The organism is Burkholderia puraquae, from assembly GCF_002099195.1.
GTDB lineage: Bacteria > Pseudomonadota > Gammaproteobacteria > Burkholderiales > Burkholderiaceae > Burkholderia > Burkholderia puraquae.
On the sequence record NZ_NBYX01000006.1, the window covers coordinates 175505 to 201242 of the forward strand.

Annotated in this window: 26 protein-coding genes and 3 tRNA genes; 16 read left to right on the forward strand and 13 right to left on the reverse strand. The window is 66.6% G+C overall.

Features of this window, described 5'->3' with window-relative positions:
- Positions 1-14 precede the first annotated feature (14 nt).
- Positions 15-704 carry an outer membrane lipoprotein chaperone LolA gene (gene lolA, locus B7G54_RS14500; RefSeq protein ID WP_027788119.1) on the forward strand — a complete coding sequence of 230 codons (690 nt, stop codon included), beginning with the start codon at positions 15-17 and terminating at the stop codon, positions 702-704.
- A 176-nt stretch (positions 705-880) separates the two neighbouring features.
- The gene (locus tag B7G54_RS14505; protein WP_085039692.1) at positions 881-2191 is read left to right on the forward strand and encodes a replication-associated recombination protein A; all 1311 of its coding nucleotides are present in this window, start codon (positions 881-883) and stop codon (positions 2189-2191) included.
- A 45-nt stretch (positions 2192-2236) separates the two neighbouring features.
- Here the strand turns inward: B7G54_RS14505 and B7G54_RS14510 are convergent, their stop codons facing one another.
- Positions 2237-2503 carry a DUF2164 domain-containing protein gene (locus B7G54_RS14510; RefSeq protein WP_085039693.1) on the reverse strand — a complete coding sequence of 89 codons (267 nt, stop codon included), beginning with the start codon at positions 2501-2503 and terminating at the stop codon, positions 2237-2239.
- A 262-nt stretch (positions 2504-2765) separates the two neighbouring features.
- On the opposite strand from B7G54_RS14510, the gene serS reads away from it, so the two are divergent.
- The 4 genes from serS (at position 2766) to B7G54_RS14530 (ending at position 6418) form a co-directional block, all read left to right on the forward strand.
- Entirely contained in the window at positions 2766-4067 is a 1302-nt protein-coding gene (gene serS, locus B7G54_RS14515; RefSeq protein WP_085039694.1) for a serine--tRNA ligase, read from the forward strand.
- A gap of 127 nt (positions 4068-4194) precedes the next feature.
- Positions 4195-4285, forward strand: a tRNA-Ser gene (locus B7G54_RS14520).
- Positions 4286-4501: 216 nt separating this feature from the next.
- Positions 4502-4822, forward strand: coding sequence for a hypothetical protein (locus tag B7G54_RS14525; protein ID WP_085039695.1), 321 nt, complete (start codon positions 4502-4504; stop codon positions 4820-4822).
- A gap of 60 nt (positions 4823-4882) precedes the next feature.
- Positions 4883-6418, forward strand: coding sequence for a methyl-accepting chemotaxis protein (locus B7G54_RS14530; protein WP_085039696.1), 1536 nt, complete (start codon positions 4883-4885; stop codon positions 6416-6418).
- A 108-nt stretch (positions 6419-6526) separates the two neighbouring features.
- Here B7G54_RS14530 and B7G54_RS14535 read toward each other — a convergent pair whose 3' ends face one another.
- Positions 6527-7687, reverse strand: coding sequence for an alkane 1-monooxygenase (locus tag B7G54_RS14535; protein WP_085039697.1), 1161 nt, complete (start codon positions 7685-7687; stop codon positions 6527-6529).
- A 466-nt stretch (positions 7688-8153) separates the two neighbouring features.
- Between B7G54_RS14535 and B7G54_RS14540 the strand changes: the two genes are divergently transcribed.
- The 5 genes from B7G54_RS14540 to B7G54_RS14560 all read left to right on the forward strand — a co-directional run bounded on the left by B7G54_RS14540 (position 8154) and on the right by B7G54_RS14560 (position 11529).
- A complete protein-coding gene (locus B7G54_RS14540; RefSeq protein WP_244289338.1) occupies positions 8154-8870 on the forward strand; it encodes a GNAT family N-acetyltransferase in 717 nt (238 codons plus the stop codon).
- Between the two features lie 169 nt (positions 8871-9039).
- Entirely contained in the window at positions 9040-9825 is a 786-nt protein-coding gene (gene minC, locus B7G54_RS14545) for a septum site-determining protein MinC (protein WP_085039698.1), read from the forward strand.
- 59 nt (positions 9826-9884) lie between these two features.
- Positions 9885-10700: a septum site-determining protein MinD gene (gene minD, locus B7G54_RS14550; RefSeq protein WP_085039699.1), complete on the forward strand. Its 816-nt coding sequence runs from the start codon at positions 9885-9887 to the stop codon at positions 10698-10700.
- A gap of 12 nt (positions 10701-10712) precedes the next feature.
- Complete coding sequence (gene minE / locus B7G54_RS14555) at positions 10713-10967, forward strand: cell division topological specificity factor MinE (protein WP_006476634.1); 255 nt, start codon at positions 10713-10715, stop codon at positions 10965-10967.
- Between the two features lie 160 nt (positions 10968-11127).
- Positions 11128-11529 carry a YXWGXW repeat-containing protein gene (locus B7G54_RS14560; RefSeq protein ID WP_085039700.1) on the forward strand — a complete coding sequence of 134 codons (402 nt, stop codon included), beginning with the start codon at positions 11128-11130 and terminating at the stop codon, positions 11527-11529.
- A 116-nt stretch (positions 11530-11645) separates the two neighbouring features.
- On the opposite strand, the gene B7G54_RS14565 is transcribed toward B7G54_RS14560, so the two are convergent.
- Positions 11646-13190: a chloride channel protein gene (locus B7G54_RS14565; RefSeq protein ID WP_085039701.1), complete on the reverse strand. Its 1545-nt coding sequence runs from the start codon at positions 13188-13190 to the stop codon at positions 11646-11648.
- A gap of 170 nt (positions 13191-13360) precedes the next feature.
- On the opposite strand from B7G54_RS14565, the gene waaC reads away from it, so the two are divergent.
- A complete protein-coding gene (gene waaC, locus B7G54_RS14570) occupies positions 13361-14359 on the forward strand; it encodes a lipopolysaccharide heptosyltransferase I (protein WP_085039702.1) in 999 nt (332 codons plus the stop codon).
- A gap of 19 nt (positions 14360-14378) precedes the next feature.
- On the opposite strand, the gene B7G54_RS14575 is transcribed toward waaC, so the two are convergent.
- The 9 genes from B7G54_RS14575 to rph form a co-directional block, all read right to left on the reverse strand.
- Positions 14379-14558: a hypothetical protein gene (locus B7G54_RS14575; protein ID WP_021164136.1), complete on the reverse strand. Its 180-nt coding sequence runs from the start codon at positions 14556-14558 to the stop codon at positions 14379-14381.
- Positions 14559-14660: 102 nt separating this feature from the next.
- The gene (locus B7G54_RS14580) at positions 14661-15971 is read right to left on the reverse strand and encodes an MFS transporter (protein WP_085039703.1); all 1311 of its coding nucleotides are present in this window, start codon (positions 15969-15971) and stop codon (positions 14661-14663) included.
- A 294-nt stretch (positions 15972-16265) separates the two neighbouring features.
- Positions 16266-16757, reverse strand: coding sequence for an energy transducer TonB family protein (locus B7G54_RS14590; RefSeq protein ID WP_085039704.1), 492 nt, complete (start codon positions 16755-16757; stop codon positions 16266-16268).
- 325 nt (positions 16758-17082) lie between these two features.
- Entirely contained in the window at positions 17083-17376 is a 294-nt protein-coding gene (locus tag B7G54_RS14595) for a hypothetical protein (RefSeq protein ID WP_046545146.1), read from the reverse strand.
- 236 nt (positions 17377-17612) lie between these two features.
- The gene (locus B7G54_RS14600; protein ID WP_085039705.1) at positions 17613-18008 is read right to left on the reverse strand and encodes a hypothetical protein; all 396 of its coding nucleotides are present in this window, start codon (positions 18006-18008) and stop codon (positions 17613-17615) included.
- Between the two features lie 141 nt (positions 18009-18149).
- Positions 18150-18237, reverse strand: a tRNA-Ser gene (locus tag B7G54_RS14605).
- A gap of 44 nt (positions 18238-18281) precedes the next feature.
- Positions 18282-19496, reverse strand: coding sequence for a radical SAM family heme chaperone HemW (gene hemW / locus B7G54_RS14610; protein WP_085039706.1), 1215 nt, complete (start codon positions 19494-19496; stop codon positions 18282-18284).
- A 34-nt stretch (positions 19497-19530) separates the two neighbouring features.
- Positions 19531-20157, reverse strand: a complete 627-nt coding sequence (gene rdgB / locus B7G54_RS14615; protein ID WP_085039707.1) for an RdgB/HAM1 family non-canonical purine NTP pyrophosphatase — start codon at positions 20155-20157, stop codon at positions 19531-19533.
- 1 nt (position 20158) lies between these two features.
- The gene (gene rph, locus B7G54_RS14620; protein WP_085039708.1) at positions 20159-20890 is read right to left on the reverse strand and encodes a ribonuclease PH; all 732 of its coding nucleotides are present in this window, start codon (positions 20888-20890) and stop codon (positions 20159-20161) included.
- Positions 20891-21064: 174 nt separating this feature from the next.
- On the opposite strand from rph, the gene B7G54_RS14625 reads away from it, so the two are divergent.
- The 4 genes from B7G54_RS14625 (at position 21065) to B7G54_RS14640 (ending at position 25452) form a co-directional block, all read left to right on the forward strand.
- Positions 21065-21988: a YicC/YloC family endoribonuclease gene (locus B7G54_RS14625; protein ID WP_043181767.1), complete on the forward strand. Its 924-nt coding sequence runs from the start codon at positions 21065-21067 to the stop codon at positions 21986-21988.
- Positions 21989-22076: 88 nt separating this feature from the next.
- Positions 22077-22760, forward strand: a complete 684-nt coding sequence (gene gmk, locus B7G54_RS14630) for a guanylate kinase (protein ID WP_085039709.1) — start codon at positions 22077-22079, stop codon at positions 22758-22760.
- A gap of 58 nt (positions 22761-22818) precedes the next feature.
- Positions 22819-23022 (forward strand): DNA-directed RNA polymerase subunit omega, encoded by a 204-nt coding sequence (gene rpoZ, locus B7G54_RS14635; RefSeq protein ID WP_006025620.1) that lies wholly within the window; start codon positions 22819-22821, stop codon positions 23020-23022.
- Between the two features lie 63 nt (positions 23023-23085).
- Positions 23086-25452, forward strand: coding sequence for a RelA/SpoT family protein (locus tag B7G54_RS14640; protein WP_085039710.1), 2367 nt, complete (start codon positions 23086-23088; stop codon positions 25450-25452).
- 192 nt (positions 25453-25644) lie between these two features.
- Here the strand turns inward: B7G54_RS14640 and B7G54_RS14645 are convergent.
- A tRNA-Arg gene (locus B7G54_RS14645) sits at positions 25645-25721 on the reverse strand.
- Positions 25722-25738 lie beyond the last annotated feature (17 nt).

Here is a 25738-nt window from a genome sequence, read left to right on the forward strand (position 1 = left end):
GAGAAAACCGCAATATGCAGCAACATTCGTTCGCAATGTCCCTTCGTTCGACGCGGCGCTGGCTCGGCGCGGCGCTCGCCGGTGCATCGCTGATGCTCGCGGCGACGCACGCGTTCGCGGGCGGCACCGAGCAACTGAAGGCGTTCGTGTCGCAGGTGCGTTCGGCGAAGGGCGATTTCACGCAGCAGATCGTCAAGGCACCGGCGAAGGGCGCGAGCGCCGCGCAGGCCGTGCCGAAGCCCACCGACAATTCGAGCGGCACGTTCGTGTTCGCGCGCCCGGGCAAGTTCATCTGGACGTACCAGAAGCCGTACCAGCAGGTGCTGCAGGCCGACGGCGAGAAGCTCTACGTGTACGACCGCGACCTGAACCAGGTCACCGAACGCAAGCTGAACGGCGCGCTGGGCGCGAGCCCGGCCGCGATCCTGTTCGGCAGCAACGATCTCGACAAGAACTACACGTTGCGCGATGCCGGTGAGAAGGGCGGCATCGAGTGGCTCGAGATGCTGCCGAAGGCGCAGGACACCCAGTTCCAGCGGATCGGCATCGGCTTCCGCAACGGCACGCTCGCCGCGATGGAGCTGCACGACGTGTTCGGCAACGTCACGTTGCTGACGTTTACGAACATCCAGACGAATCCGCCGCTGAAGGGCGATACGTTCAAGTTCGTCGTGCCGAAGGGCGCCGACGTGATTACCGGCTGACCGGCGCCGCGCGCCGTTCTCCCGCAACGGGCCTGCCGGCGACGGCAGGCCCGTGTTGTTTTCGGGCGCGGGCACTGGGCGCGGGCACCAGGCGCGGCGGTGCTTTCGCGCGGCTGTCATAATGTCGGGTCCGGCGGCCGGTTCGGCCGCGTCCGTTTGATGTGGAGCGAGGGTTCATGTCCGATCTGTTTCAAGTCGAGCCGCGCCGCCCGCTCGCCGAGGCGCTGCGGCCGAAGACGCTCGCCGAGGTGATCGGCCAGACGCATTTGCTGGGCGAAGGCAAGCCGCTGCGGCTCGCCTTCGAATCGGGCAAGCCGCATTCGATGATCCTGTGGGGGCCGCCCGGCGTCGGCAAGACGACGCTCGCGCGGCTCACCGCGCTCGCGTTCGACTGCGAGTTCATTGCGCTCTCCGCGGTACTCGGAGGCGTGAAGGACATCCGTGAGTCGATGGAGCAGGCGAAGGACACGCTGAACCGCACCGGCCGCCACACGATCCTGTTCGTCGACGAGATCCACCGCTTCAACAAGGGGCAGCAGGACGCGTTGCTGCCGTTCGTCGAGTCGGGGCTCGTGACCTTCATCGGCGCGACGACCGAGAACCCGAGCTTCGAGGTCAACTCGGCTTTGCTGTCGCGTGCGCAGGTGTACGTGCTGCAGTCGCTGAACGACGACGAGATGCGCCAGTTGCTGAAGCGCGCACAGGAAATCGCGCTCGACGGCCTGGCGTTCGACGACAAGGCGATCGACACGCTGGTCGGCTATGCGGACGGCGACGCGCGGCGCTTCCTGAACCTGCTCGAGCAGGCGCAGACGGCTGCCACGTCGGCCGGCGTCGCGACGATCGACGCCGAATTCGTCAGCAGCGCGATGACGCTGAACGCACGGCGCTTCGACAAGGGCGGCGACAACTTCTACGACCAGATCTCGGCGCTGCACAAGTCGGTGCGAGGTTCGAGCCCGGACGGCGCGCTGTACTGGTTCTGCCGGATGATCGACGGCGGCGCGGATCCGAAGTATCTCGCGCGGCGGATCGTGCGGATGGCGTGGGAAGACATCGGCCTCGCCGATCCGCGCGCGCTGCAGATGGCGAACGACGCGGCCGAAACCTACGAGCGGCTCGGCTCGCCGGAAGGCGAGCTCGCGCTCGGGCAGGCGGTGATCTATCTCGCGTGCGCGGCGAAGAGCAACGCGGGCTACAACGCGTTCAACCAGGCGATGGCGTTCGTGAAGCAGGACAAGTCGCGCGAGGTGCCCGTGCATCTGCGCAACGCGCCGACCAAGCTGATGAAGGAACTCGGCTACGGTCACGCATATCGCTACGCGCACGACGAGCCGAATGCGTATGCGGCCGGCGAGACGTACCTGCCGGACGGGATGCGCGAACCGCGCTGGTACAAGCCGGTGCCGCGCGGTCTTGAATCGAAGATCGCCGACAAGCTCGTGTGGCTGCGCGAGCTCGACCGCGAGGCCGGCAAGAAGGACTGACGGGAGGGCGCACGGTGCGCTCCGGCCGGCGCCGCCGCGAACGCGTCAGCGCTTGCGGCCCGACTGCTTCTTCCAGTAGTCGAACGGCTCCTGATGGCACTCGATGTCGAGCTCGGCGACGCGGGCGTGCAGGCTCTGCTGCGCATCGGCGATCGCGAGGTTGTAGATCGCGGGCGCAATCTCCTCGACGAAGAAGTGCAGCAGCGCGCCGGCCTGGATATTGCCGATCGGCTCGTCCATGTTCTCTGTGAAATAGCGTTGCAGCGACGCGATCGCGCGGTCGCGTACGTCCTTGTCCAGTTCGATGGCCATCGGGTTCCTTGAGTAGCTGTGACGTGTGGCGGGTGCCTCGTTCGATGCGCTGCGGCGGCCGCGCACGGGCGTTTCGCGATCCGCGGCGCGTCGACGCCGCGCGATTCGCGAGTGCCGACGGGCGGACCGGCAATGCGATACTGCCATGGCAGTCGCACCACGGTCATCGCCCGTTTGCAGCATTGTCCGGCCGGCCGGTGCCGTGGCGGCCCTGCGGTGCGTTAGAATTCCCGTCTTACACAACGATTCTCCAAGTCCTCCCATGCTCGACATCCAGTTGCTGCGCAAAGACCTCGACGGCGTCGCCCAGCGCCTCGCCGATCGCGGCTACACCCTCGACATCGCTGCGTTCTCCGCCCTCGAAGCGGAACGCCGCGCGATCCAGACCCGCACCGAAGAGCTCCAGGCGCGCCGCAACAGCCTGTCGAAGCAGATCGGCGCGATGAAGGGGAAGGGCGAGGACACGTCGGCCGTGATGGCCGAGGTCGGCGGGATCGGCGACGAAATGAAGGCGTCGGAAGCCAAGCTCGGCGAGATCCAGGCGCGTCTGTCCGACCTGATGCTGGGCATGCCGAACGTCGCGCATGAAAGCGTGCCGGTCGGCAAGGACGAAGCCGACAACGTCGAGGTGCGCCGCTGGGGCACGCCGCGCCAGTTCGATTTCGAGGTCAAGGATCACGTCGACGTCGGCACGCCGCTCGGCCTCGATTTCGAGACCGGCGCGAAGCTCGCCGGCGCGCGTTTCACGATGCTGCGCGGCGCGATCGCGCGCCTGCACCGCGCGCTTGCGCAGTTCATGATCGACACGCACACGCAGCAGCACGGCTACACCGAGACGTATACGCCGTACATCGTGAACCCCGAGATCCTGTACGGCACGGGCCAGCTGCCGAAGTTCGCGGACGACATGTTCCGCGTCGAGAAGGGCGGCGAGGAGAACAAGGTCACGCAATACCTGATCTCCACGTCGGAAATCTCGCTGACGAATACCGTGCGCGAGTCGATCGTCGACGCATCCGCGCTGCCGATCAAGCTGACCGCGCATTCCCCGTGCTTCCGCTCGGAAGCCGGTTCGTACGGCCGCGATACGCGCGGGATGATCCGCCAGCACCAGTTCGACAAGGTCGAGATGGTGCAGGTCGTCGCGCCGGAAGCGTCGTACGCGGCGCTCGACGAGATGGTCGGCCATGCGGAAGCGATCCTGCAGAAGCTCGGCCTGCCGTACCGCGTGATCACGCTGTGCACGGGCGACATGGGCTTCTCGGCCGCGAAGACGTTCGACCTCGAGGTGTGGCTGCCTGCGCAGAACACCTATCGCGAGATCTCGAGCTGCTCGAACACCGAAGCGTTCCAGGCGCGCCGGATGCAGGCGCGTTTCCGCAACGCGCAGGGCAAGCCGGAGCTCGTGCACACGCTGAACGGTTCGGGTCTCGCAGTCGGCCGCACGCTCGTCGCGGTGCTGGAGAACTACCAGAACGCGGACGGCTCGGTCACGGTGCCGGAAGTGCTGCGCCCGTACATGGGCGGCATCGAGCGCATCGACGCGCCGGCACAGGCGTCGTAAGATCGCGACCCGGCAGGCACCTGAAGTTCTCGCAAAAAATTTGCAAAAAGGGCTTGTGGGTTTCGAAGAGATCGTTCTATAATCTTTTCTTTCGCGGAAACGACCAGCCGCGAAATGCAGTAAGGAAGGAGAGGTGGCAGAGTGGTCGAATGTACCTGACTCGAAATCAGGCGTACGGTTTCCCCGTACCGTGGGTTCGAATCCCACCCTCTCCGCCAAAATACGAAGCCCCTTGATCCGGAAGGATCAAGGGGTTTTTCGTTTTGGGTTCGCGGTGCGATGTGTCGTGTCGCAAGTCGTTGCAGTGGCAACAGCTCGATCATGGATGCATCGGATCGTGCCGATCCGACGGCGACCCACCGCGTGCACGATCGTGCCGCGTCCTCGATACAGCCGCGCTGAATCGCAAACACCGCAATCCCACGGCGAACCGAGTGTCGAAAGTCCTGACGGGCATTGCGTTGCTGCCTGCCGTGATTGCAGTCGTTGGCATCCGCCGCGCGCATGACGTCGGCATGGCGCTGGCACTCGATAACACGGCGCATTTCGCGGCGCTGGCAGGATGCGCTGTCATCGCGATTGCGGCGGAATGGATCGTGCTGTCGCATGCATCGCGCTCCCGCGAGCGCGCGCAGGGCCGCGACAGCCGGGCCGCGCGCGACGCGTCCGACCTGATCGGACTGGCCGCCTCTGTCACGTGCGTCCGGTCTTTGCCGCTTTCTTCAGCTTTAAGCCCGCGCTTCCAGTGCCGTTAACACGGGGCGGCGGCCGGTGCCCATGCTGGGCCGCATCGTTTCCCGTCGATTCAAGGTCCCATGAAGCTGAGCTACAAGATTCCCCTCGCATTCGCCGTTGCGCTGCTGCTGATGTTCGGTGGCGCGCTGTACGGTATCCACATTCTCAATCGGTCGATCGATACGTTTGCCGAAGACGTGCAGACGAACGTCGGCGACGAACGGCTCGTGTCGGCCACGCTCGTGCAGTTCAAGCTGCAAGTGCAGGAATGGAAGGACACGCTGTTGCGCGGCAAGCAGCCCGCGAAGCTGGACCAATACTGGCAGGCATTCCAGACGCGCGAGCGGACGGTCGATACGCTCGCCGCGCAGCTCGTTCGTCAGTTGCCGCCCGGCGCGAGCCGCTCGCTCGTCGAGCAGTTCATGCGCGCGCATACGGCGATGGGCGAGGGTTACCGGCGCGGGTTCGATGCGTTCAAGGCTGCCGGCTTCGAGCCGTCGGCCGGCGATGCCGCCGTGGCGGGCGTCGATCGCGAACCCGCGGCGCTGCTGGAGCGGGCCGCGAAATCGATTGCCGACGAGAGTGCCGCCGTGTCGGCGCAGGCGAGCCGCGATGCGCAGCACGCAACCGTCGCGAGCCTCGTGCTGATGCTGGTCGTGCTCGGCGTTGCGATGGTCGGCGCGTTCCTGTTCAGCCGCGCGATCCTGCGCCCGCTCGACCGCGCGGTGGCATGCGCGCAGGCCGTCGCCGAAGGCGACCTGACGCGCGACGTCGACGCGGCCGGCCGCGACGAGATCGCCGATCTGCTGCGCGCGTTGCAGACGATGCAGGCGAGCCTGTCGGGCGTCGTGCTCGAAGTGCGTACGCACGCCGAAGCCGTCGCGACGGCGAGCGCGCAGATCGCGTCGGGCAATCACGACCTGTCGGCGCGTACCGAGGAACAGGCCGCGTCGCTCGAGGAGACGGCTGCCAGCATGACCGAACTCACGGGCATCGTGCGCCAGTCGGCCGAGCACGCGCAGCACGCGGCGCAACTGGCGCACGACGCGTCGAACATCGCGGCGGCGGGCGGCGGCGTGATGACGGAAGCTGTCGGCACGATGAACGGCATCGCCGACAGCTCGGCGAAGGTCGGCGAGATCATCGCGGTGATCGACGGCATCGCGTTCCAGACCAACATCCTCGCGCTGAACGCAGCGGTCGAGGCGGCCCGTGCGGGCGAACAGGGGCGCGGCTTCGCGGTCGTCGCGGCGGAAGTGCGGTCGCTCGCGCAGCGCAGCGCCGCTGCCGCGAAGGAGATCAAGGGGCTCATCGAGCAGTCGACGAAGCGGGTCGACGAGGGCGCCGTGCTGATCGGACGTGCGGGCGAATCGATTCACGAGATCGTCGGCGCGGTGCAGCGCGTCACGACGATCGTGGGCGAGATCTCGTCCGCGTCGCAGGAGCAGAGCGGCGGCATCCAGCAGGTGAACATCGCGGTGACGCAGATGGACGAAGCGACGCAGCGCAACGCGGCGCTTGTCGAGCAGGCCTCGGCCGCGACGCAGGCGCTGGCCGAGCAGGCGAGCGCGCTGCGGCACGCGGTGGCCGTGTTCAGGCTGCGGGAAATGGCGTGACGGCGCCGCCGTTGCACCGGGCCTCGACGGAACCGGAGGCCGACGTGGCGTCGGTCTCGGCCTCCGGCGGCGAGCCGGCGAAAGCCTTCCCCGGCCCGTCCCCCGCGATCAGGCCGCGGCCGGATATTGCGCGAGCACCCGGGCGCGGATCGACGGCTTGATGTTCGATTGCGCCATGTCGCCGCCGTAGTGCGCGACGACACGCGGATTCATCACGCGATACCAGAGCGGCGGTACGTAGGCGAACAGGATCATCGTCGCGTAGCCGGCCGGCAGTTGCGGCGAATCGTCGAAGTGGCGCAGCGCCTGGTACGAGCGCGTCGGATTCGCGTGATGGTCCGCGTGCCGCTGCAATTGGTACAGGAACAGGTTGGTGACGACGTGATTGCTGTTCCACGAATGCTGCGGCGTGCAGCGTTCGTAGCGGCCGCTCGGCAGCTTGCGGCGGCCGAGCCCGTAGTGCTCGACGTAGTTCACGACTTCGAGCAGCGACGCACCGTAGACGGCCTGGATCACGAGAAACGGGATCACGACCTTGCCGGCCATCGCGATCGCGATGCCCCACACGACGACGGTCATCGCCCATGCGTGCAGCACCTCGTTGCGCCAGGTCCACGGCGAATGCCCGAGCTTTTCGAGGCGGGCCTTCTCGAGCCGCCACGCCGAGCGGATGCTGCCGGTCACGGTGCGCGGCAGGAACGCCCAGAACGATTCGCCATAGCGCGCGCTTGCCGGATCTTCGGCCGTCGCGACGCGCACGTGGTGGCCGCGGTTGTGCTCGACGTAGAAGTGGCCGTAAGCGACCGGCGCGAGCGTGATCTTCGCGAGCCAGCGCTCGAAGCGGTTGGTCTTGTGCCCGAGCTCGTGCGCGGTATTGATCGAGATCCCCGTCGCTGCACCGAGCGACAGCGCAAAGCCGACATAGTCGTACCAGGCGAGCGCGTGCGTGCCGACGATCCATACGCACGCGAAGAATGCGACGTATTCGACGAGAGTCGCGAGATAGACGATCAAGCGGTAGTAGCGCTCCCGCTCGAGGTGCGCCACGACGGCCTCGGGCGGGTTGTCGCGATCGTCGCCGATCAGCGTGTCGAGGATCGGGATCACGCCGAACGCGAACAGCGGGCCGAACCACCAGAACACGTGCAGGCCCGTCGACAGCGCGAGCTGGGCGGCAAGGATCGGCAGCGTAATCGTCAGCGCGCCGAGCAGCCACAGGTAACGCTTGCCATCCGACCAGCCCGAAGCCGATCCGTCGGTCGTTGCCATTGTCTCCCTCCTGCCGGCCGCCCCGAAGGCGGCCGCCTGTATGGTTGTTCGAATTCTCGTTGATCCGCGATGCACGCGCGGTCGAGCCGGATCGTCACCCGGTTCTGCCTGTTATACGACCCATGCGCACGCTTGCCAAACTCCGGCGCTAGGCGCACGGCTCCAAACGGAGAGGCGCGTGCGGCGCAGGCAGGGAAGGGCCCGCGCACGCTGATTGAAACATGCGGGGGAGCGGCGGATGGGCCCGCGCTGGCGGCAGGTTTGTCAGACGAATGGTGCGCCGTGAAGCGTGCGGGCATCCGCGCTACAGGTTCGCAACAAATGTTGCGTCGCAATATGCGGAGGGCGGCGGCTACCCGTGACGCATGCTTTCGAGGTTACCAATATTACGGGCCATTACGGTTTCCACGATGAAATGCGCAGGGCCTGACGGGCGCCTGCCTCATGTCGCAAGGCGATGGGTGCCATGCGTCGAACGAAGCCTCCGCGGCCGTCGTCCGGCGGCACGCATCGACATGGCGATGCTGCACGTGCACATCGCCTGATCGCATGGCTGCCGGCGGTGCCTGCCGCCTTTCGATTCGCGCCGCCATTTGAAAATTACGATTTGACTCATGCCCCGCTTTCGGTTGAAGCTAGTAGCTTGCTGTCCGAAGGGGGCTGTGCCTGCATGAGTTCGACCTTGACCGTTCGTCGTATCGTTGCCGACCAGGGCGGCGTGTATCGCGAACTCCGCGCTGCATCGCTGCGCGAGCCCTACGCGCCCGGCGAAGCGCCGGAGGCCGAATTGCTGAACGTCGAAACGGACGCAGCGTCGGCAATCGCCGCACAACGCGCCGTGTCCGACGAGTCGACGACTTTCCTGCTGTATACCGAAGGCCATCCGGCCGGCATGATCGGTGCGTATTTCGACAATACGCCCGATCGGCGCGCGTTCGTCAGCGAGTTGTGGGTCGCGCACGCAGTGCGTCACCTGCGCGGCGGCGTGCTGCTGCTGGAGACGGCCACTGCATGGCTCGCCGAGCGTGGCGCCCAGGACGTCTACGCATGGATTGCCGATGCGAACCGCAATGCGATCCGCTTCTACGAGCGTGCCGGCTTCGGCAACACCGGCGAACACGCGCCGATCGCGCGGATGCCCGGCGCGATGAAATCGCTGTACGTGTCGCAGGTGAAGCACTGACGCGACGTCAGCGCGCGGGTCGCGCGGCGTGATGAAGGCCCGCTCGCCCGCTTGCCTGCCCGCCTGCCGGTTGTATGCCCGCCCGGGCCGCCGCCCCCCGGTTTCCCAAAAATAATGGCTGCGCGCGTGGACGCCTGTAAAATACGCAAAAAATTTTTGCAGAGTGTCCATGTCGCTTAAAAAATCGCCATTCTTCGAGCTGCGCAGCGGATCGGTCGATACGTTGCTGTTCACCGTGAAGACGACCGATCTCGATGCGTTGCGTACCGAACTGGTCAAGCGCTTCGAAGCGACTCCCGAGTTTTTCGCCGACGATGTCGTCGCGATCGACGTCCGCCGCCTGGCTGACGGCGAACGCGTCGCGCTGGCGGACATCCGCCAGATGCTGAACGACGTGCGGATGCGCCCGGTGGGCGTCGTCGCGCTGGCAACGCAGGGCTGGGCGGGGGAAGCCGGCCTGCCGTTGCTCGAGGCGCGCGATCGCCGCGCGCCGGCCGGGAAGCACGCCGACGAAGCGGAACCGGCGGCTGTGCCAGCCGTCGAGGCCGCCGCCGCTCCGGCAGCCGCAACGGCGCCCGAACAGTCGTCGGAAGCCGCGCCGACGCTGTTGCAGACCGGCGGCCAGACGCTCGTGATCGACCGGCCGTTGCGTTCGGGGCAGCAGATTTACGCGAAAGGGGACCTCGTGGTGCTCGCGCCGGTCAGTCACGGCGCGGAAATCATCGCGGAAGGCAACATCCACATCTACGCGCCGTTGCGCGGCCGCGCACTCGCGGGCGTGCACGGCAATCACGACGCGCGCATTTTCTGCACGTGTCTCGAACCGGAACTGATTTCGATCGCGGGTATCTATCGAACAACCGAGAACCCATTGCCCGCCGAAGTACTGGGCAAAGCGGTGCAGATCCGGCTCGAAGAGGAAAAACTGATGATCGAACCGCTGCGCCTGACGTAAATCACGCGGCACGCTCCGGATCGATCGGCTCTCATTGACGAACACAGGGTATTGGGTAAATGGCAAAAATCATCGTGGTGACCTCGGGCAAGGGCGGCGTGGGCAAGACGACGACGAGCGCGAGCTTTGCGTCCGGTATCGCGCTGCGCGGCCACAAGACGGCCGTGATCGACTTCGACGTCGGCCTGCGCAACCTCGATCTCATCATGGGCTGCGAGCGTCGCGTCGTGTATGACCTCGTGAACGTGATCCAGGGCGAAGCGAACCTGAACCAGGCGCTGATCAAGGACAAGAAGTGCGAGAACCTGTTCATCCTGCCGGCGTCGCAGACGCGCGACAAGGATGCGCTGACGCGCGACGGCGTCGAGAAGGTGCTGAACGACCTCGTCGCGATGGACTTCGAATACATCGTCTGCGATTCGCCGGCCGGTATCGAGGCCGGCGCGCTGCACGCGATGTATTTCGCGGATGAAGCGCTGATCGTCACGAACCCGGAAGTGTCGTCGGTGCGCGATTCCGACCGCATTCTCGGCATCCTGTCGTCGAAGACGAAGCGCGCGACCGAAGGCAAGGAGCCGATCAAGGAACACCTGCTGATCACGCGTTACAGCCCGAAGCGCGTGAGCGAAGGCGAGATGCTGTCGCTCGAGGACATCAGCGAGATCCTGCGCATCAAGCTGATCGGCGTGGTGCCCGAGTCGGAAGCCGTGCTGCACGCATCGAACCAGGGTCTGCCGGCGGTGCATATCGACGGTACCGACGTCGCCGAAGCGTACAAGGACGTCGTCGCCCGCTTCCTCGGCGAAGACAAGCCGCTGCGCTTCACCGATTACCAGAAGCCGGGCCTGCTGCAGCGCCTCTTCGGCAGCAAGTAACGGAGGCCGCCCATGTCCATCCTTTCGTTTCTCCTCGGCGAGAAGAAGAAGTCCGCATCGGTCGCGAAGGAGCGCCTGCAGCTCATCATCGCGCACGAGCGCGTCGGCGGCCGGCCGCCGGCCGATTACCTGCCGGCGCTGCAGAAAGAGCTCGTCGCGGTCATCTCGAAGTACGTCCATATTTCGGACGATGACATCCGCGTGAGCCTCGAGCGCCAGGACGACCTCGAAGTCCTCGAAGTGAAGATCGAGATCCCGCAAGCCTGACGCTTGCCGGTGTCCCTCCGCACGGCGGCACTCGCCGCCGTGCGCGTCTTACGCCCTGTTGCACTTTCGGGCACGCCGTAACACGGCGTCTGTCGGCCGTTATCGCGCCTCCCGCATTGAACGAATACGCTCGCGTAACTCGTTCAACCAGGAGGTTCTGATGGCTGTCTCTACCGTTCAACGTCGTATCGTTTCGCTCGCGCTGTTTGCCGCGGGCCTGTCAGCCGTCGTCGCGCCGCTTGCCGCGCATGCGGACGAGATTCTCGTCGGCACCCCCGTGATCGCGCCGCAGGGCCGCGTGGTCGTCGCCGAGCCGATCGCCGTGCGCACCGAGGAAATCGTCGTCGTCGCGCCGAACGCGCCGCCGCCGGTGCACTACGAGGTCGTGCCGGCCGCGCGCGTGGGCTATGTGTGGGACCGTGGGCACTGGCACTGGGATCATGGCCGCTACGTGTGGATCGGCGGCCACTGGGAAGCCGAGCGCGTCGGCATGCACTGGGTGCCGGGCCATTGGGACCAGCGCGGTCCGAACTGGTTCTGGACCCGCGGCCACTGGGCATGATGGAGGCGGGCGATGAAGAGAACCGCAATCGCCATCGCGCTCGTCGCGATCACGCTGGCCGGGTGCATCGTCGTGCCGGCCCGGCCCGTGTACTACCGGCCGGCGCCCGTCGTGATCTACTGAGTATCTCGCGGGCCGGGCTGCGCCGGGCCGTTCGTACCGGCCGCAGCCGGCCCGTCGTCGTGCGGCGCCGGCGCATGCGCTGCGCCTTCGACCGGTGCGGCGGCGGCCGGCACTTCGCCGCCTTCGTCGCGCAGCGTATCGAGCGGATCGGCGGGCGCGGCGGTCGCATCCTGCGGCTCGGTGACATTGGTGGCCACCGTCGCTGCGGTTGCCGCAGCCGGTTCCGCGGCTGCGACGGGCGGCGCGAGATAGCGCTGGGCGAGCGTTTCGTAGAGCGGCGGCGCGAAAAAGCGCGATACGCGGCTCGACACCAACGCGGTGGCCATCAGCGAAATCACGAGCGCGTGCCCGTTGATCATCTCCATCACGATCACGAACGACGTGATCGGCGACTGCGTGACGGCTGCCATATAGCCGACCATCGCGAGCGCGATCAGCATCGGCAGGCTCATGTTGCTGAACACGACGTGCAGCAGGTTGCCGAACCCGGCGCCGATCGACAGCGACGGTGCGAAGATCCCGCCCGGGATGCCCGGCAAGTACGACGCGACCATCGAGATCATCTTCAGGAACGGGTAGAGAACCGACAGGTGCTGGCTGCCGTCGAGCAGGCCGCGCGCCTCGGCATAACCGCTGCCGAAGGTCGTGCCGCCCGATACGAGGCCGACGACGGCAATCGTAAAGCCGCACAGCGCGGCGAACGCGATCGGCCGCTCGCGATACAGGCCGAGCAGTTGCGCGGGCAGCCAGCGCCCCGTGTTGAGCAGCAGCCAGCAGAACAGGCCGCCTGCGATCCCCGTCACGATCGCGGTGACCAGTACGGCGAGCGCCAGCAGTTTCGGGAAATGGGGGCCGGCATCGATCGTGCCGAAATACGTGTAGTTGCCGTTCAGGCCGAGCGCGACGACGCCGGCGAGGATGATCGCGGTGATCAGCACGCCGCTGGCGCGTGCGGAGAAGCTGCGCGTCAGCTCCTCGATCGCGAACACGATCCCGGCGAGCGGCGTATTGAACGCGGCCGACAGCCCGGCCGCCGCGCCGGCCAGTACCAACTGGCGTTCGATCTGCGCGTTCGAGCGCGGGTAGAAGCGCCGCAGGTTGAACATCAGCGCCGCGCCGACCTGCACGGTCGGCCCTTCGCGGCCGATCGTGAAGCCGCCCAGGATGCCGAGGAACGAAACCAGCACCTTGCCGAACAGGATGCGCAGCGTCAGCAGCCGGGAGCCGAACGCGCTCGGGCGCGCATGCAGCGTCGCGATCACCTGCGGGATGCCGCTGCCCTCGGCGCCGCGGAAGAAGCGGCGCGTGATCCATACCGACACCGCGGCGATGGTCGGCGTCAGCAGCAGCGGCAGCCACGCGGCGTGATCGCGCATCGTGCGGAAGGTCTCGTAGCCCCAGTCGATCAGCCGCGCGTAAAGTACGGCCGCGAGGCCGACGACGATTGCGCCGAGCCAGAAAACGCCATATTGGCGCCAGATTCGCAGCGAGCGACGGGTGAGTGCGGGAAACAGGGCGGGAAGGGCGGGGCGTGGCATCGACGCGGGCCGGAAGGCAAAGACCGAATTATAAAAAGAACCGGATGCAGGTGGAGCGTGAGAATATTCCCGAAAGGAGACGCATTTTGTTGCAAAAGTAATGTTCACGTAATGTTTGCGCATGTAACCATCGTTAGCATGCCAGATTGGTCGGTCTATCCCCACACATCGTGAAACGTATTCTCATCGTGAAAGTGACGTCGCTCGGCGACGTCGTCCAGACGTTGCCCGTCGTCGCGGATCTGCATCGCGCCTTTCCCGGCGTAACGGTCGACTGGGCGGTGGACGAGTCGTGCGCGGAGGTCGTGCGCTGGCATCCTGGCGTCAGCAATGTCCTTTGCGCGCCGCTGCGCCGCTTCAAGAAACTGCGCAATCGCGGCGACCTGAAGGCGATCTCGGCGTCGATCGGCGCATTGCGGAGGCACCGCTACGATGCGGTGATCGACCTGCACGGCGTCTACAAGAGCGCGATCATTTCGGCGCTGGCGCGCGCCGCGCGCCGCGTCGGCTACCAGACGCAGGATCTCGGCGAAACGGGCGCACGCTTCGCGTATTCGCATCGCTTCGGCCCGCGGCCGGACTGCGATGCCTGGCACGGGATGCGCGTGAGCGCGGGCGAGGCGCTCGGTTACGCGCCCGAGGGCATCGCTACGTACGGCATCGTCCCGCCGCAGGATGTGAACCTGCCGGCGGCCGTGACCGACGGCGCACCGTTCATGCTGCTGTTCCATGCGACGTCCAACCCCGACAAGAAATGGCCGGCCGACCACTGGGCCGCGCTCGCCACGCAGATGATGGCGCGTGGCGTGCGCGTGCTGTTGCCGTGGGGATCGGCTGCCGAGCATGACGATGCACAGGACATCGCTGCGCGCGCGCCGGGGGCGGTCGTGCTGCCGGCGATGACAGTGCGTGAGCTCGGCGCGGCGCTCGGCCGGGCTGCGCTCGTGGTGGGGGTCGACACGGGGTTCGTGCACATGGCGCACGCGCTGCAGCGGCCGACCGTGATGATTTTCGTCGCGACCTCGCGGCACCATTGCGGCATCGGCGGCGCGCCGAATGCACTGTCGATCGGCGAGCCGGGTACGATGCCGTCGGTCGGGGAGGCACTCGACGCAATCGATGCGGTCGGTCCGGCCTACGGCGCGCTGCGCGCGCGGCTGACCGCCTGACGAAGCGGGGCCGGCCGGTTCAGGCGAGCAGCGCCTCGACCGTGACGACGGCGGCGATAGCCGCCAGATTCGCCAGCAGCGCCTCGAACACGAGGCCACGCCACGTCTTCGGCCGGAAGCGCAGCGCGAGCAGTAGCGCGCCACCCAGTGCGAGCGCGAGGATCAGGACGAGATCGGCATTGCCGAGGCGGATGTTCATGGCGGCGGCTCCTTCGGGGCGGGCCCGGGGGCGCGCAGCGGCGCACCCAGGATCGAGTATAGGCAGAGCCGGCCGCCGCACAACCCGGGTCGCCCCGGAGTCTCAGACGAGCGACGCGTCGCGCGTTTCGCGCATCAGCAGCACGCCGATCAGGCTGATTGCCGCCGCAACCGAGACATAACCGCCGACCCACGACAGCCCGCCGCGCGCTGCCAGCAGTTGCGCGATATACGGCGCGATCGACGCGCCGAGGATCCCGCCGAGGTTGTACGCGACGCCCGCGCCCGTGTAGCGGACGTTGGTCGGGAACAGTTCCGGCAGCAGCGCGCCCATCGGCGCGAACGTCACACCCATCAGGAACAGCTCGATCGTCAGGAACAGCGCGACGAGCGGCATTGAGCCGCTGCCGAGCAACGGCTCCATCGCGAAACCCGACAGCAGCGCGGCGATCGCGCCCACGACGAGTACCGGCTTGCGGCCGAAGCGGTCCGACGCCCATGCGGAAAGCGGCGTTGCGAGCCCCATGAACACGACCGCGAAACACAGCAGGCCGAGAAAACTCTGGCGCGGAATATGCAGCGCCGACACGCCGTACGACAGCGAGAACACCGTCGAGATGTAGAACAGCGTGTAACAGACGACCATCGCGAGCGCCCCGAGCAAGGTCGGCTGCCAGTGTTGCGTGATGAGTGTCGCGACCGGCACGCGCACGCGCTCGTTGCGGTCGAGCGCAGCCTGGAACGCGGGTGTTTCGGTGATCTTGAGGCGCACGTACAGGCCGAGCGCGACCAGCACCGCGCTGACCAGGAACGGGATGCGCCAGCCCCAGCTGCGGAACTGCTCGTCGGACAGCGACAGCGCGAGCGCGAAGAACAGGCCGTTCGACATCAGGAAGCCGACCGAGGGTCCGAGCTGCGGGAACATGCCGAACCAGCCGCGCTTGCCCTGCGGCGCGTGCTCGGTCGCGAGCAGCGCGGCGCCGCCCCATTCGCCGCCGAGGCCGATCCCCTGGCCGAAGCGCAGCACGCACAGCAGCACCGGCGCGAGCGTGCCGATTGCGTCGTAGCCGGGCACGAAGCCGATCGCGGTGGTGGACACGCCCATCACGAGCAGCGACGCGACGAGCGTCGACTTGCGGCCGATGCGGTCGCCGAAGTGTCCGAACAGGAACGAGCCGATCGGGCGGGCGATGAATGCAATGCCGAACGTGACGAACGCGGATAGTGCCTGGGCGGTCGCGGAGCCGTGCGGGAAGAAGACGGGGCCGATGACGAGCGCGGCGGCGGTGGCATACACGTAGAAATCGTAGAACTCGATCGCGGTGCCGATGAAGCTCGCGAACACGATGCGCCGGTGGCTGACGGCGCCGGCCGAACCGGTTGCGTGTGCAACGGTCGGGGGGGATGCGGACATGGATGTCTCCGTTTTGTCGTTGGGGCGGTCGGCTGGGCGTGCGGTCGGGCAGGCGGACACCTGCCGGGGGCAGCCGAGCGGATGATGCGGTGGCGGCGTGGAACGTGCGCCGTGGCGCGGACGTCACCCGCCGGTCGACGATGGAGACGGGTACGTCGCCGCCGCCCGGTGCCGGCGTGGTCGGCTCGCATGCCGGGTGGGGCGCGCGAACGCGCGCGCGGCGTGATGGCCGCGCGATTGCGGAAAATTATAGCCAGCGCCGCCGCGCACCGGCAATCGCGGTGCAGCGAGCGATCAGTCGATCGATTGTGCCTGCGCCGACGCGGTGCTTTGCAACTGGAAGTGGCCGTCGTCGTTGAAGAGCCAGCCTTCCATCAATTCGAGCCGGCCGTTGCCGTCGAGCAGTCGCGATGGCGGCGGCGGCAGCGGCGCCGAGCGGCGCAGCGACGCGAGCGCGAGCGCTTCCGCCTCGCTGTCGCCATTGCTGCGATAGACGGACGCGTTGACGAGCCGGCCGCTGCCATCGACGGTGAAGGCCACGACGACGAGCGAACGGAGCATCGCCTGCGGCGTGCCGTGCAGCAGGCCGGACGGATTGCGTTCGGCGACACGCTGCGCGACTTCGACGCGGTACTGGGCGAGGTTGCCGCTGCGGGTGATCGACGGAATCGTCAGGACCGAGTGCAGCGACGGCGGGGGCGTGATCGTGCACGCCGCGAGCATGGCGACGACGGCCAGTGCGACTGCACGCAGCCGGTCGACGCGCGGACGGGGAAGGGGGCGCATGGGAGGCTAGCCAGAAGTGACTATAAAAAAATGATAGGCGCACGGACGCGAGCCGATATCGGGAGAAACGCATAACGGGCGATGCCGGATGATGCGATCGCTGATGACGTGCGGACGTGCATCGCGATGTGACGTGACATGTGACAGCACGCTCGCGTGGCTGCCATCCGCATGCATCCCGGCGTGCGTGTTGCAAGGTTGAAAGAAAGGCGAGGAACGCGAGTGGCACGCAGGCACGCGGCGATGGTTCGGCCGGGCACCGGGTTGCCGCGGGCAGCACCGCTTCGGACGCCCGCGCAATTGCCCGTGATGCGTGCCGCCCGGTTCAGAAGCCGTGCGTGACGAGTGACAGGATCGACAGGTCGGGGTGCGTGCCGTCGATGATGCTCTTGCCGATGTGCACGGCTTCGTGGACGGCTTCGTCGAGGCTCGCGAAGCTTTCCTCGCCGTCCGCGTGGAATGGCACCGCATGGCCGGGCAACGCGGGATTCGCGCCGGGATGGCACACGTAGCCGGTGTAGGTGTAGCGCGTGTCGCTGCCGGGCACGGTGGCCGGCACGACATGGATCTCGAAGCCTTCGTAATCGACGTGTTCCGCCGGTGTCGACAGTTCGGTCATGGCGATCTCCGTGTACCGCGCGCAGGGGTGGCGCGCGCGGCATCGAGTACGCGGCGGCGGTCGTGTCGCCGTGTTGATCGAATTCTAGGTGATCGAGCGGCCGGCCGGGAGGCTTCCGGTGCGGTGGGGCGCGGCGCGACGACGGGCCGCTGCCCGTGCCCGCGGCTCAGGTGCCGCGCGAGACCCGGGCGATTGCCCGTGCCGTTTCGACGGACGGGTTCGCGCGCGGCTCTGCATCATTGTTTGCAGCGCGCGTCCTTGCGCTGCACGACGATGATCACCGGGTATTTCTGGCCGTGGTCGAGCTCCACGCGTGCCACGACGGTCAGCGTCGCCGGATCGGAATCGTCGTACACGCTGACCTGTTCGTTCCGGAGGTAGGTCACGCCGGTGCAGTTCGACGTGCGTCCGTCGTCCCCCACCTTGCACTGGAGGTCGTTGTCCTTCAGGTAGTTGTAGGGCGACGGGCTCGCGAGGTATTCGCTCAGGCCGCGTGGCGAGCCGCCGACGCCGGACACGTAGGCGATTGCGCACGACGCCTGCGCGTCGCCGCCGGCGGCAGTATCGGCCGTCGCCTGCGTGCTGACGGCAACCAGCAGCGCGGCGAGCGACGAGACGATGAAAGGCTTCATGACGTGGTTTCCCGTTTCGCGAATCGGAGCGCCGGATTGTAACGGCATCCGGCGTGACGCGTCGGAACGTGGGAGAAGGGTGCGCGCGACCCAACAAAAAACCCCGTCATTCGGTGAATGGACGGGGTTTGGCGAACTTCCTGGCGGAAGCGGTGAGATTCGAACTCACGGACAGTTTCCCGTCGCCGGTTTTCAAGACCGGTGCCTTAAACCGCTCGGCCACGCTTCCACACGAGGCGGCATTGTAACCGAAATGCCGCGATGTTCATTCCATCAATCGTCGCGCAGGAACAATTCCTGCAGGTCGTTGAGGAAACGCTGGCCGAGCGGCGTCGGGGCAATCTGCGCGAAATCGCGCGCGATCAGCCCGCGCCGTTCCGCTTCCTGCAGTGCCGGCTCGATCGTGCTCATCGGCAGGCCCGTGCGTTCGGCGAAGCTGTGCACGGGGAAGCCCTCGACGAGCCGCAGCGTGTTCAGCATGAACTCGAACGGCAGGTCGCGCGCGCCGACTTCACGTTCTTCCTGGACGGCCGTGCCGGCCATCGCCTGCTCGATGAACGTTGCCGGGTGCTTGTAGCGTGCCTGCCGCAGGATCCGGTTCGGGAACGACAGCTTCGTGTGCGCGCCCGCGCCGATCCCGAGATAGTCGCCGAAGCGCCAGTAGTTCAGGTTGTGCTTGCACTGATGATTCGGCCTGGCGTACGCGGAAACTTCGTAGCGCCCGTAACCGGCTTCGGCCGTGCGCGCATGGATCCACTCCTGCATGTCGGCCGATGCGTCGTCGTCGGGGACGACCGGCGGGAACTTCGCGAACAGCGTATTCGGCTCGAGCGTCAGGTGATACAGCGACAGATGCGGCGGCGCGTACGACAGCGCGGTCTCGATGTCGGTCCGGCATTCGTCGAGCGTCTGGTTCGGCAGCGCGAACATCAGGTCGAGGTTGAAGTTGTCAAAGTTCTTCGCGGCGATCTCGACGGCCGTGCGCGCCTGCGCGGTGTCGTGAATCCGGCCGAGCGCCTTCAGGTGCGTTTCGTTGAAGCTCTGGATGCCGACCGACAGGCGATTCACGCCGCTTGCGCGGAACTGCGCGAACTTCGCGGCCTCGAACGTGCCCGGATTCGCCTCGAGCGTGATCTCGGCATCGGCGTCGAGCGGCAGCAGCGCGCGCACGTCGGACAGCATCCGGTCGAGGCCGGCTGCCGACAGCAGGCTCGGCGTGCCGCCGCCGATGAACACCGTATGCACCTGCCGACCCCACACGAGCGGCAGCGCCTGCTCGAGATCGGCGCGCAGCGCGTCGAGATACTCGGTTTCCGGAAACCGTTCGCCCTTCCACTCGTGCGAGTTGAAATCGCAGTACGGGCACTTGCGCACGCACCACGGGAAATGCACGTACAGCGCGAGCGGCGGCAGCGACGTGAGCCGCACCTGGCCGGGCGACGTGAAGGTCGCGACGACGCGTGCGCCGGTTTCCGCGGCCTGGCTCATGCGACCTCCGTTGGCGAACGGGTATCGGGCGCGCTCATGCTTCCTCCGCGAGCCGCGCCAGCAGCGCCTTCAGCGCCAGCGCGCGATGGCTGTGCGTATTCTTCACGGCCGGCTCGAGTTCGGCGGCCGTCGCGCCAAGCGACGGCAGGTAGAAATACGGGTCGTAGCCGAAACCGTGGTCGCCGCGCGGCGTATCGACGATCTCGCCCGCCCAGCGCCCTTCGGCGAACAGCGGCTCAGGGTCGTCCGCATGGCGCACGAGCGCGAGCACGCAGCAATAGTATGCGCGCCGGTCGTCGACGCCGCGCAGTTGCTCGACGAGATACGCGTTGTTCGCCGCGTCGCCCTTGTCGCGGCCCGCGCGCTGCGCGTAACGCGCCGAGTAGACGCCCGGCGCGCCGCGCAGCACGCGCACGCACAGGCCCGAATCGTCGGCGATCGCCGGCAGCCCGGTGAGCCGCGACGCGTGGCGCGCCTTCGTCAGCGCATTCTCGATGAAGGTGCCGAACGGCTCTTCCGCCTCGGGCACCGCGAGGTCGCCCTGCGGGACGATCTCGATGCCGACCGTCGAGAACAGCGCGGTGAATTCGCGCAGCTTGCCGGCGTTGTTCGACGCGAGAACGATGCGCGACAGCGGCGCAATGGTGTGGTCGTCCGGCATGTCAGGCGCCCAGCACGTCTTTCTGAAGCTGCACGAGCCCGGCGATCCCGCCTTGCGCGAGGTCGAGCAGCGCGTTCATCTCGGCGCGCGAGAACGGCACGCCTTCGGCCGTGCCCTGGACTTCGACGAAGCCGCCGGCGCCCGTCATCACGACGTTCATGTCGGTGTCGCAGCGCGAATCTTCTGCGTAATCGAGGTCGAGCACGGGCGCGCCTTCGTACACGCCGACCGAGATCGCGGCGACGTGGTCGGTGATCGGCGAGCGCGTGAGCTTGCCGGCCGCGATCAGCTTCGACACGGCGTCGTGTGCGGCGACGAACGCGCCGGTGATGCTCGCCGTGCGCGTGCCGCCGTCGGCCTGGATCACGTCGCAGTCGATGTGGATCGTGCGCGGGCCGAGCGCCTCGAGGTCGAACACCGCGCGCAGCGCGCGGCCGATCAGGCGCTGAATTTCCTGCGTGCGGCCGGTCTGCTTGCCGCGCGCGGCTTCGCGGTCGCTGCGCGTATGCGTCGCGCGCGGCAGCATCCCGTATTCGGCGGTCAGCCAGCCTTGCCCGCGGTCGCGCAGGAAATCGGGCACGCGTTCGGAGACGCTCGCGGTGCAGAGCACCTTCGTGTCGCCGAATTCGACCAGCACCGAGCCTTCGGCATGTTTCGTGTAGTGGCGCGTGAGGGCGACCTTGCGCAGTTCGTCGGCGCGACGGCCGCTCGGGCGAGACAGGGAAGACGTCATGGGGGAATCGTGGACGGGAGAGGAAACCCCGATTTTAGCGCCGAACGGCAGCGTTGCCCGGCGGGGTAGGGTGCAAAAATGGGATAATGCGCGCTTCCCGCCCCGCGCTTTCCGATGCGCCGGGCGCCTCGACACATCCCCGCCCGCGAGGGCACCCAGACGGCGAGACGAACCATGATCTACAGCATGACGGGCTACGCGAGCGCAACGCGCGAACTCGCGACGGCCACCGGCAACGGCGGCACCAGCGTGTCGGTCGAACTGCGCACCGTGAACTCGCGCTTCCTCGACCTGAATTTCCGGATGCCGGACGACGTGCGCGCGTGCGAACCCGCGCTGCGTGAAATGCTGATGAACAAGCTGTCGCGCGGCAAGGTCGACATCCGCATCAACCTGCAGCGCGGCGAGCAGAGCATCGGCGCGGGCGCGCTGAACCAGTCGGCGCTCGGCCAGCTCGCCGAGCTCGAGCGTTCGGTGCTCGACACGTTCCCGGGCGTCGGCCGCCTGCGCGCGGGCGAGATCCTGCGCTGGCCCGGCGTGATCGCCGAGAGCGGCGTGTCGGCGGACGCGATCCGCGAGGCGGTGCTCGCGTGCGGCAAGGAAGCGATCGGCGAGCTCGTCGTCGTGCGTTCGCGCGAAGGCGCACAGCTGGCGACGATGCTGCTGTCGAACGTCACCGAGATGGAAGCGATCGTCGCGCGCATCACGCCGCTCGTGCCGGAGCTGATCGCGAAGCATCAGCAGAAGATCGTCGAACGGCTGCAGGAGGCGCTCGGCATCGCGGCGCCCGAAGGCAGCTCGACGATCGTCACGCGCGAGGAAGCCGCGGAGCGCATTCGTCAGGAAGTGACGATGTACGGGATCCGGATCGACATCGCGGAAGAGCTGTCGCGGCTCACTGCGCACCTGAACGAAACGCGCCATGTGATCGAGAAGGGCGGCCGCGTCGGCAAGCGTCTCGACTTCATGATGCAGGAACTGAATCGCGAAGCGAACACGCTGGGCTCGAAGGCGGCGGCGAAGGAACTCGCCGACGCGTCGATGGCGCTCAAGCTGCTGATCGAGCAGATGCGCGAGCAAGTGCAAAACCTGGAGTAAAAGAGATGAAACAACCCCCATGCTCACTACGTTCGATGCCCCGCGAGGGGGCGGTCAGCCTCCTTGGGGCGGCGCGGCGGAGGCTGACATGACCGAATCCCATCGCGACGCCCACGCGTCGCATTCGCTGCACGGCGGCGTGTATCCCGGCAACCTGTTCATGGTCGTCGCGCCGTCGGGTGCCGGCAAGTCGACGCTCGTGAATGCGCTGCTGTCGAAGGATCAGGACATCTGCCTGTCGATCTCGTACACGACGCGCAAGCCGCGCCCGGGCGAACAGGACGGCCGGCACTACCACTTCACGACGGTCGAGGATTTTCGCACGCGTCACGCGGCGCACGAATTCCTCGAGAGCGCGGAAGTGCACGGCAACTATTACGGCACGTCGCGCGTCTGGATCGAAGAGCAGATGAAGAACGGCCACGACGTGCTGCTCGAGATCGACTGGCAGGGCGCGCTGCAGGTGAAGAAGCAGTTCCGCAACGCGGTCGGCATCTTCATCCTGCCGCCGTCGCTCGACGCGCTCGAGGAGCGCCTGAAGAAGCGCGGCCAGGACGAACCGAACGTGATCACGCGCCGCCTGCTTGCCGCCGGCAGCGAGATCGCGCACGCGTCGGAAGCGGAATACGTGGTGATCAACGAGAATTTCGAGCGTGCGCTCGCGGAGCTCGAATGCATCGTCGCGGCCACGCGCCTGCGCTTTGCTTCGCAGTACGCGCGACACACGGAGCTGTTCATCGAGCTCGGCATCCATCTGCCCCACGCGGAATGACGCGGGGGACGAGGGACATAAGGTAGAATAAGCACTATATTCAGAAGGAATTACCAACATGGCTCGCATTACCGTCGAAGACTGCCTGAAGCAAATCCCGAACCGCTTCGAACTGGCGCTCGCCGCCACCTATCGCGCGCGGCAGCTCGCGCAAGGCCATACGCCGAAGATCGAAAGTCGTGACAAGCCGACCGTCGTCGCGCTGCGCGAAATCGCTGCCGGCCAGGTCGGCGTCGAGATGCTGAAGAAGGTGCCGGTGTAACGCGCATCCGGCCCGTTCCAGCCATGTAATCCACGCGCGCAACGACTCGACCTGGAGGCGAATATGAGCACCACCCCATCGTCCGCCTCCGCGGATTCGACCACCGAAGCCACGGCCCAGTCGCCTGCGCGCCAGTACATCGACGCGGTCCTCGAACAGTCCTTCCGGCATCTGTTCGGGCCGACCGCCACACCGGAGCAGCCTCGCAAGCACGGCGTCGTTTCGATCGCGAAACTGACGGCGGTGCTTGCCGAGTATCTCCCTCCGGAAGAAATCAAAGAGGTCAAGGCGGCGTTCCACTTCAGTGACGAAGCCCACCTCGGTCAATATCGCCAGAGCGGCGAACCCTACATCACCCATCCCGTCGCCGTCGCGGAAATCTGCGCCGGCTGGAAGCTCGACGCGCAGGCCGTCATGGCAGCGCTCCTGCACGACGTGATGGAAGACCAGGGTGTGACCAAGAGCGAGCTGGCCGAACGGTTCGGCCCGAAGGTCGCCGAACTGGTCGACGGCCTGTCGAAGCTCGACAAGATGGAGTTCCGCAGCCGCGAGGAAGCGCAGGCGGAAAACTTCCGCAAGATGCTGCTCGCGATGGCACGCGACGTGCGCGTCATTCTCGTCAAGCTCGCCGATCGTCTGCACAACATGCGCACGCTCGGCGCGGTGCCGATGGAAAAGCGCCGCCGCGTCGCACGGGAAACGCTCGACATCTACGCGCCGATCGCGCACCGCCTCGGGTTGAACAACACGTATCGCGAGCTGCAGGACATGAGCTTCGCGAACTTCAACCCGCATCGCTACGCAACGCTCGAGAAGGCCGTGAAGGCCGCGCGCGGCAACCGCCGCGAAGTGATCAGCAAGATCCTCGAGGCCGCGCAGCGTGCGATGGCCGATGCGAAGATCGACGCCGAGATCACCGGCCGCGAAAAGACCATCTACAGCGTGTACCGCAAGATGCGCGACAAGCAGCTGTCGTTCTCGCAGGTGCTCGACGTGTACGGTTTTCGCGTCGTCGTCGACAGCCCGCTCGACTGCTACACGTGCATCGGCGCGCTGCACGCGCTGTACAAGCCCGTGCCCGGCAAGTTCAAGGACTACATCGCGATCCCGAAGATCAACGGCTATCAGTCGCTGCACACGACGCTCGTCGGCCCGTTCGGCGCACCGATCGAGTTTCAGGTGCGCACGCGCAAGATGCACGAGATCGCCGAAGCGGGTGTCGCCGCGCACTGGCTGTACAAGAACGGCAGCGCGGATCTCAGCGATGTGCAGAAGCGCGCGCACCAGTGGCTGAAGTCGCTGCTCGACATCCAGAGCGAAGCCGGCGATTCGAGCGAATTCCTCGAGCACGTGAAGATCGACCTGTTCCCCGACGCGGTCTACGTGTTCACGCCGAAGTCGAAGATCATGGCGCTGCCGCGCGGCGCGACGGCACTCGATTTCGCCTATTCGATCCACAGTGATCTCGGCAACCAGTGTGTGGCCGTGAAGATCAACAACGAGTTGCTGCCGCTGCGCACCGAGCTGAAGAGCGGCGACATCGTCGAGGTGATCACCGCACCGTATTCGAAGCCGAACCCTGCATGGCTCGGCTTCGTGCGTACCGGCAAGGCGCGCTCGGCGATCCGTCACTACCTGAAGACGATGCGCCTGAACGAGTCGGTGCAGCTTGGCGAGCGGCTGGTCGACCAGAGCCTGAAGGGCTACGGTCTCGCGCTGGCCGATGTCGAGCCGGAAGTGTGGGAGAAGCTCGTGCAGTGGACGGGCAACAAGAGCCGTCAGGAAATCTTCGCGGACATCGGCCTCGGCCGTCGCGTGGCCGCGGTAATGGCCAAGCGCATCGAGGTGCTGATGAGCGGCCGCGACGCTGACGACGATCTGCCGAAGTCCGAGCGGCATCCCGCGCACCATGCGCCGCCGGTCGTGATTACCGGCACCGAAGGGATGTCCGTGCAGTTGTCCGCGTGCTGCCGCCCGATTCCGGGCGACGCGATCATGGGTTACATCGGCATCGGCCTGGGGATGGCGATTCATACGACCGATTGCCGCGTGGCGCAGCGTATTCATCGCCGCGATCCGGGCCGCTGGATCGACGTCGAATGGGCGCCGCAGCCGGGCCGCCTGTTCGATGTCGCGGTGAAGGCGCTCGTGAAGAACACGAAGGGCATCTTTGCGCGCGTGGCGGCAGACATCACGTCGGCCGACGCGAACATCGTGCATATCGCGATGGACGAGGATCTGACGCACGAATCGACGGTGCTGCGTTTCGTGATCCAGGTCAGCGACCGCGTGCATCTCGCGAACGTGATGCGGCGCGTGCGAACCAATCCGGATGTGATGCGGATCATGCGCGAACGCTCGACCGACGACAGCGTGCATGCACGTCACGACGGCGGCATGCGCATCGAGCGGGAGCGGCAGGATTATTGACGCTTGCCCGAGTGGGCGATCGATCGACGGCGGCCAATGGCCGCCGTTTTCATGTGTGCTGCTGGAGGCGTGAACGTGCGGCGTGGCCGACGTTCTTTCGAAAAGGGGCGCCACGCAACCAACCGTGCTGCGAGCGAGGGAAGGCGGGGCAGAAAAGAAAAAGGGCTTTCCCGGAGGAAAGCCCTTTTAAGGTGGCGCGGCTGGCAGGATTCGAACCCACGACCCCTTGGTTCGTAGCCAAGTACTCTATCCAACTGAGCTACAGCCGCACGCAAAACGGTACTTC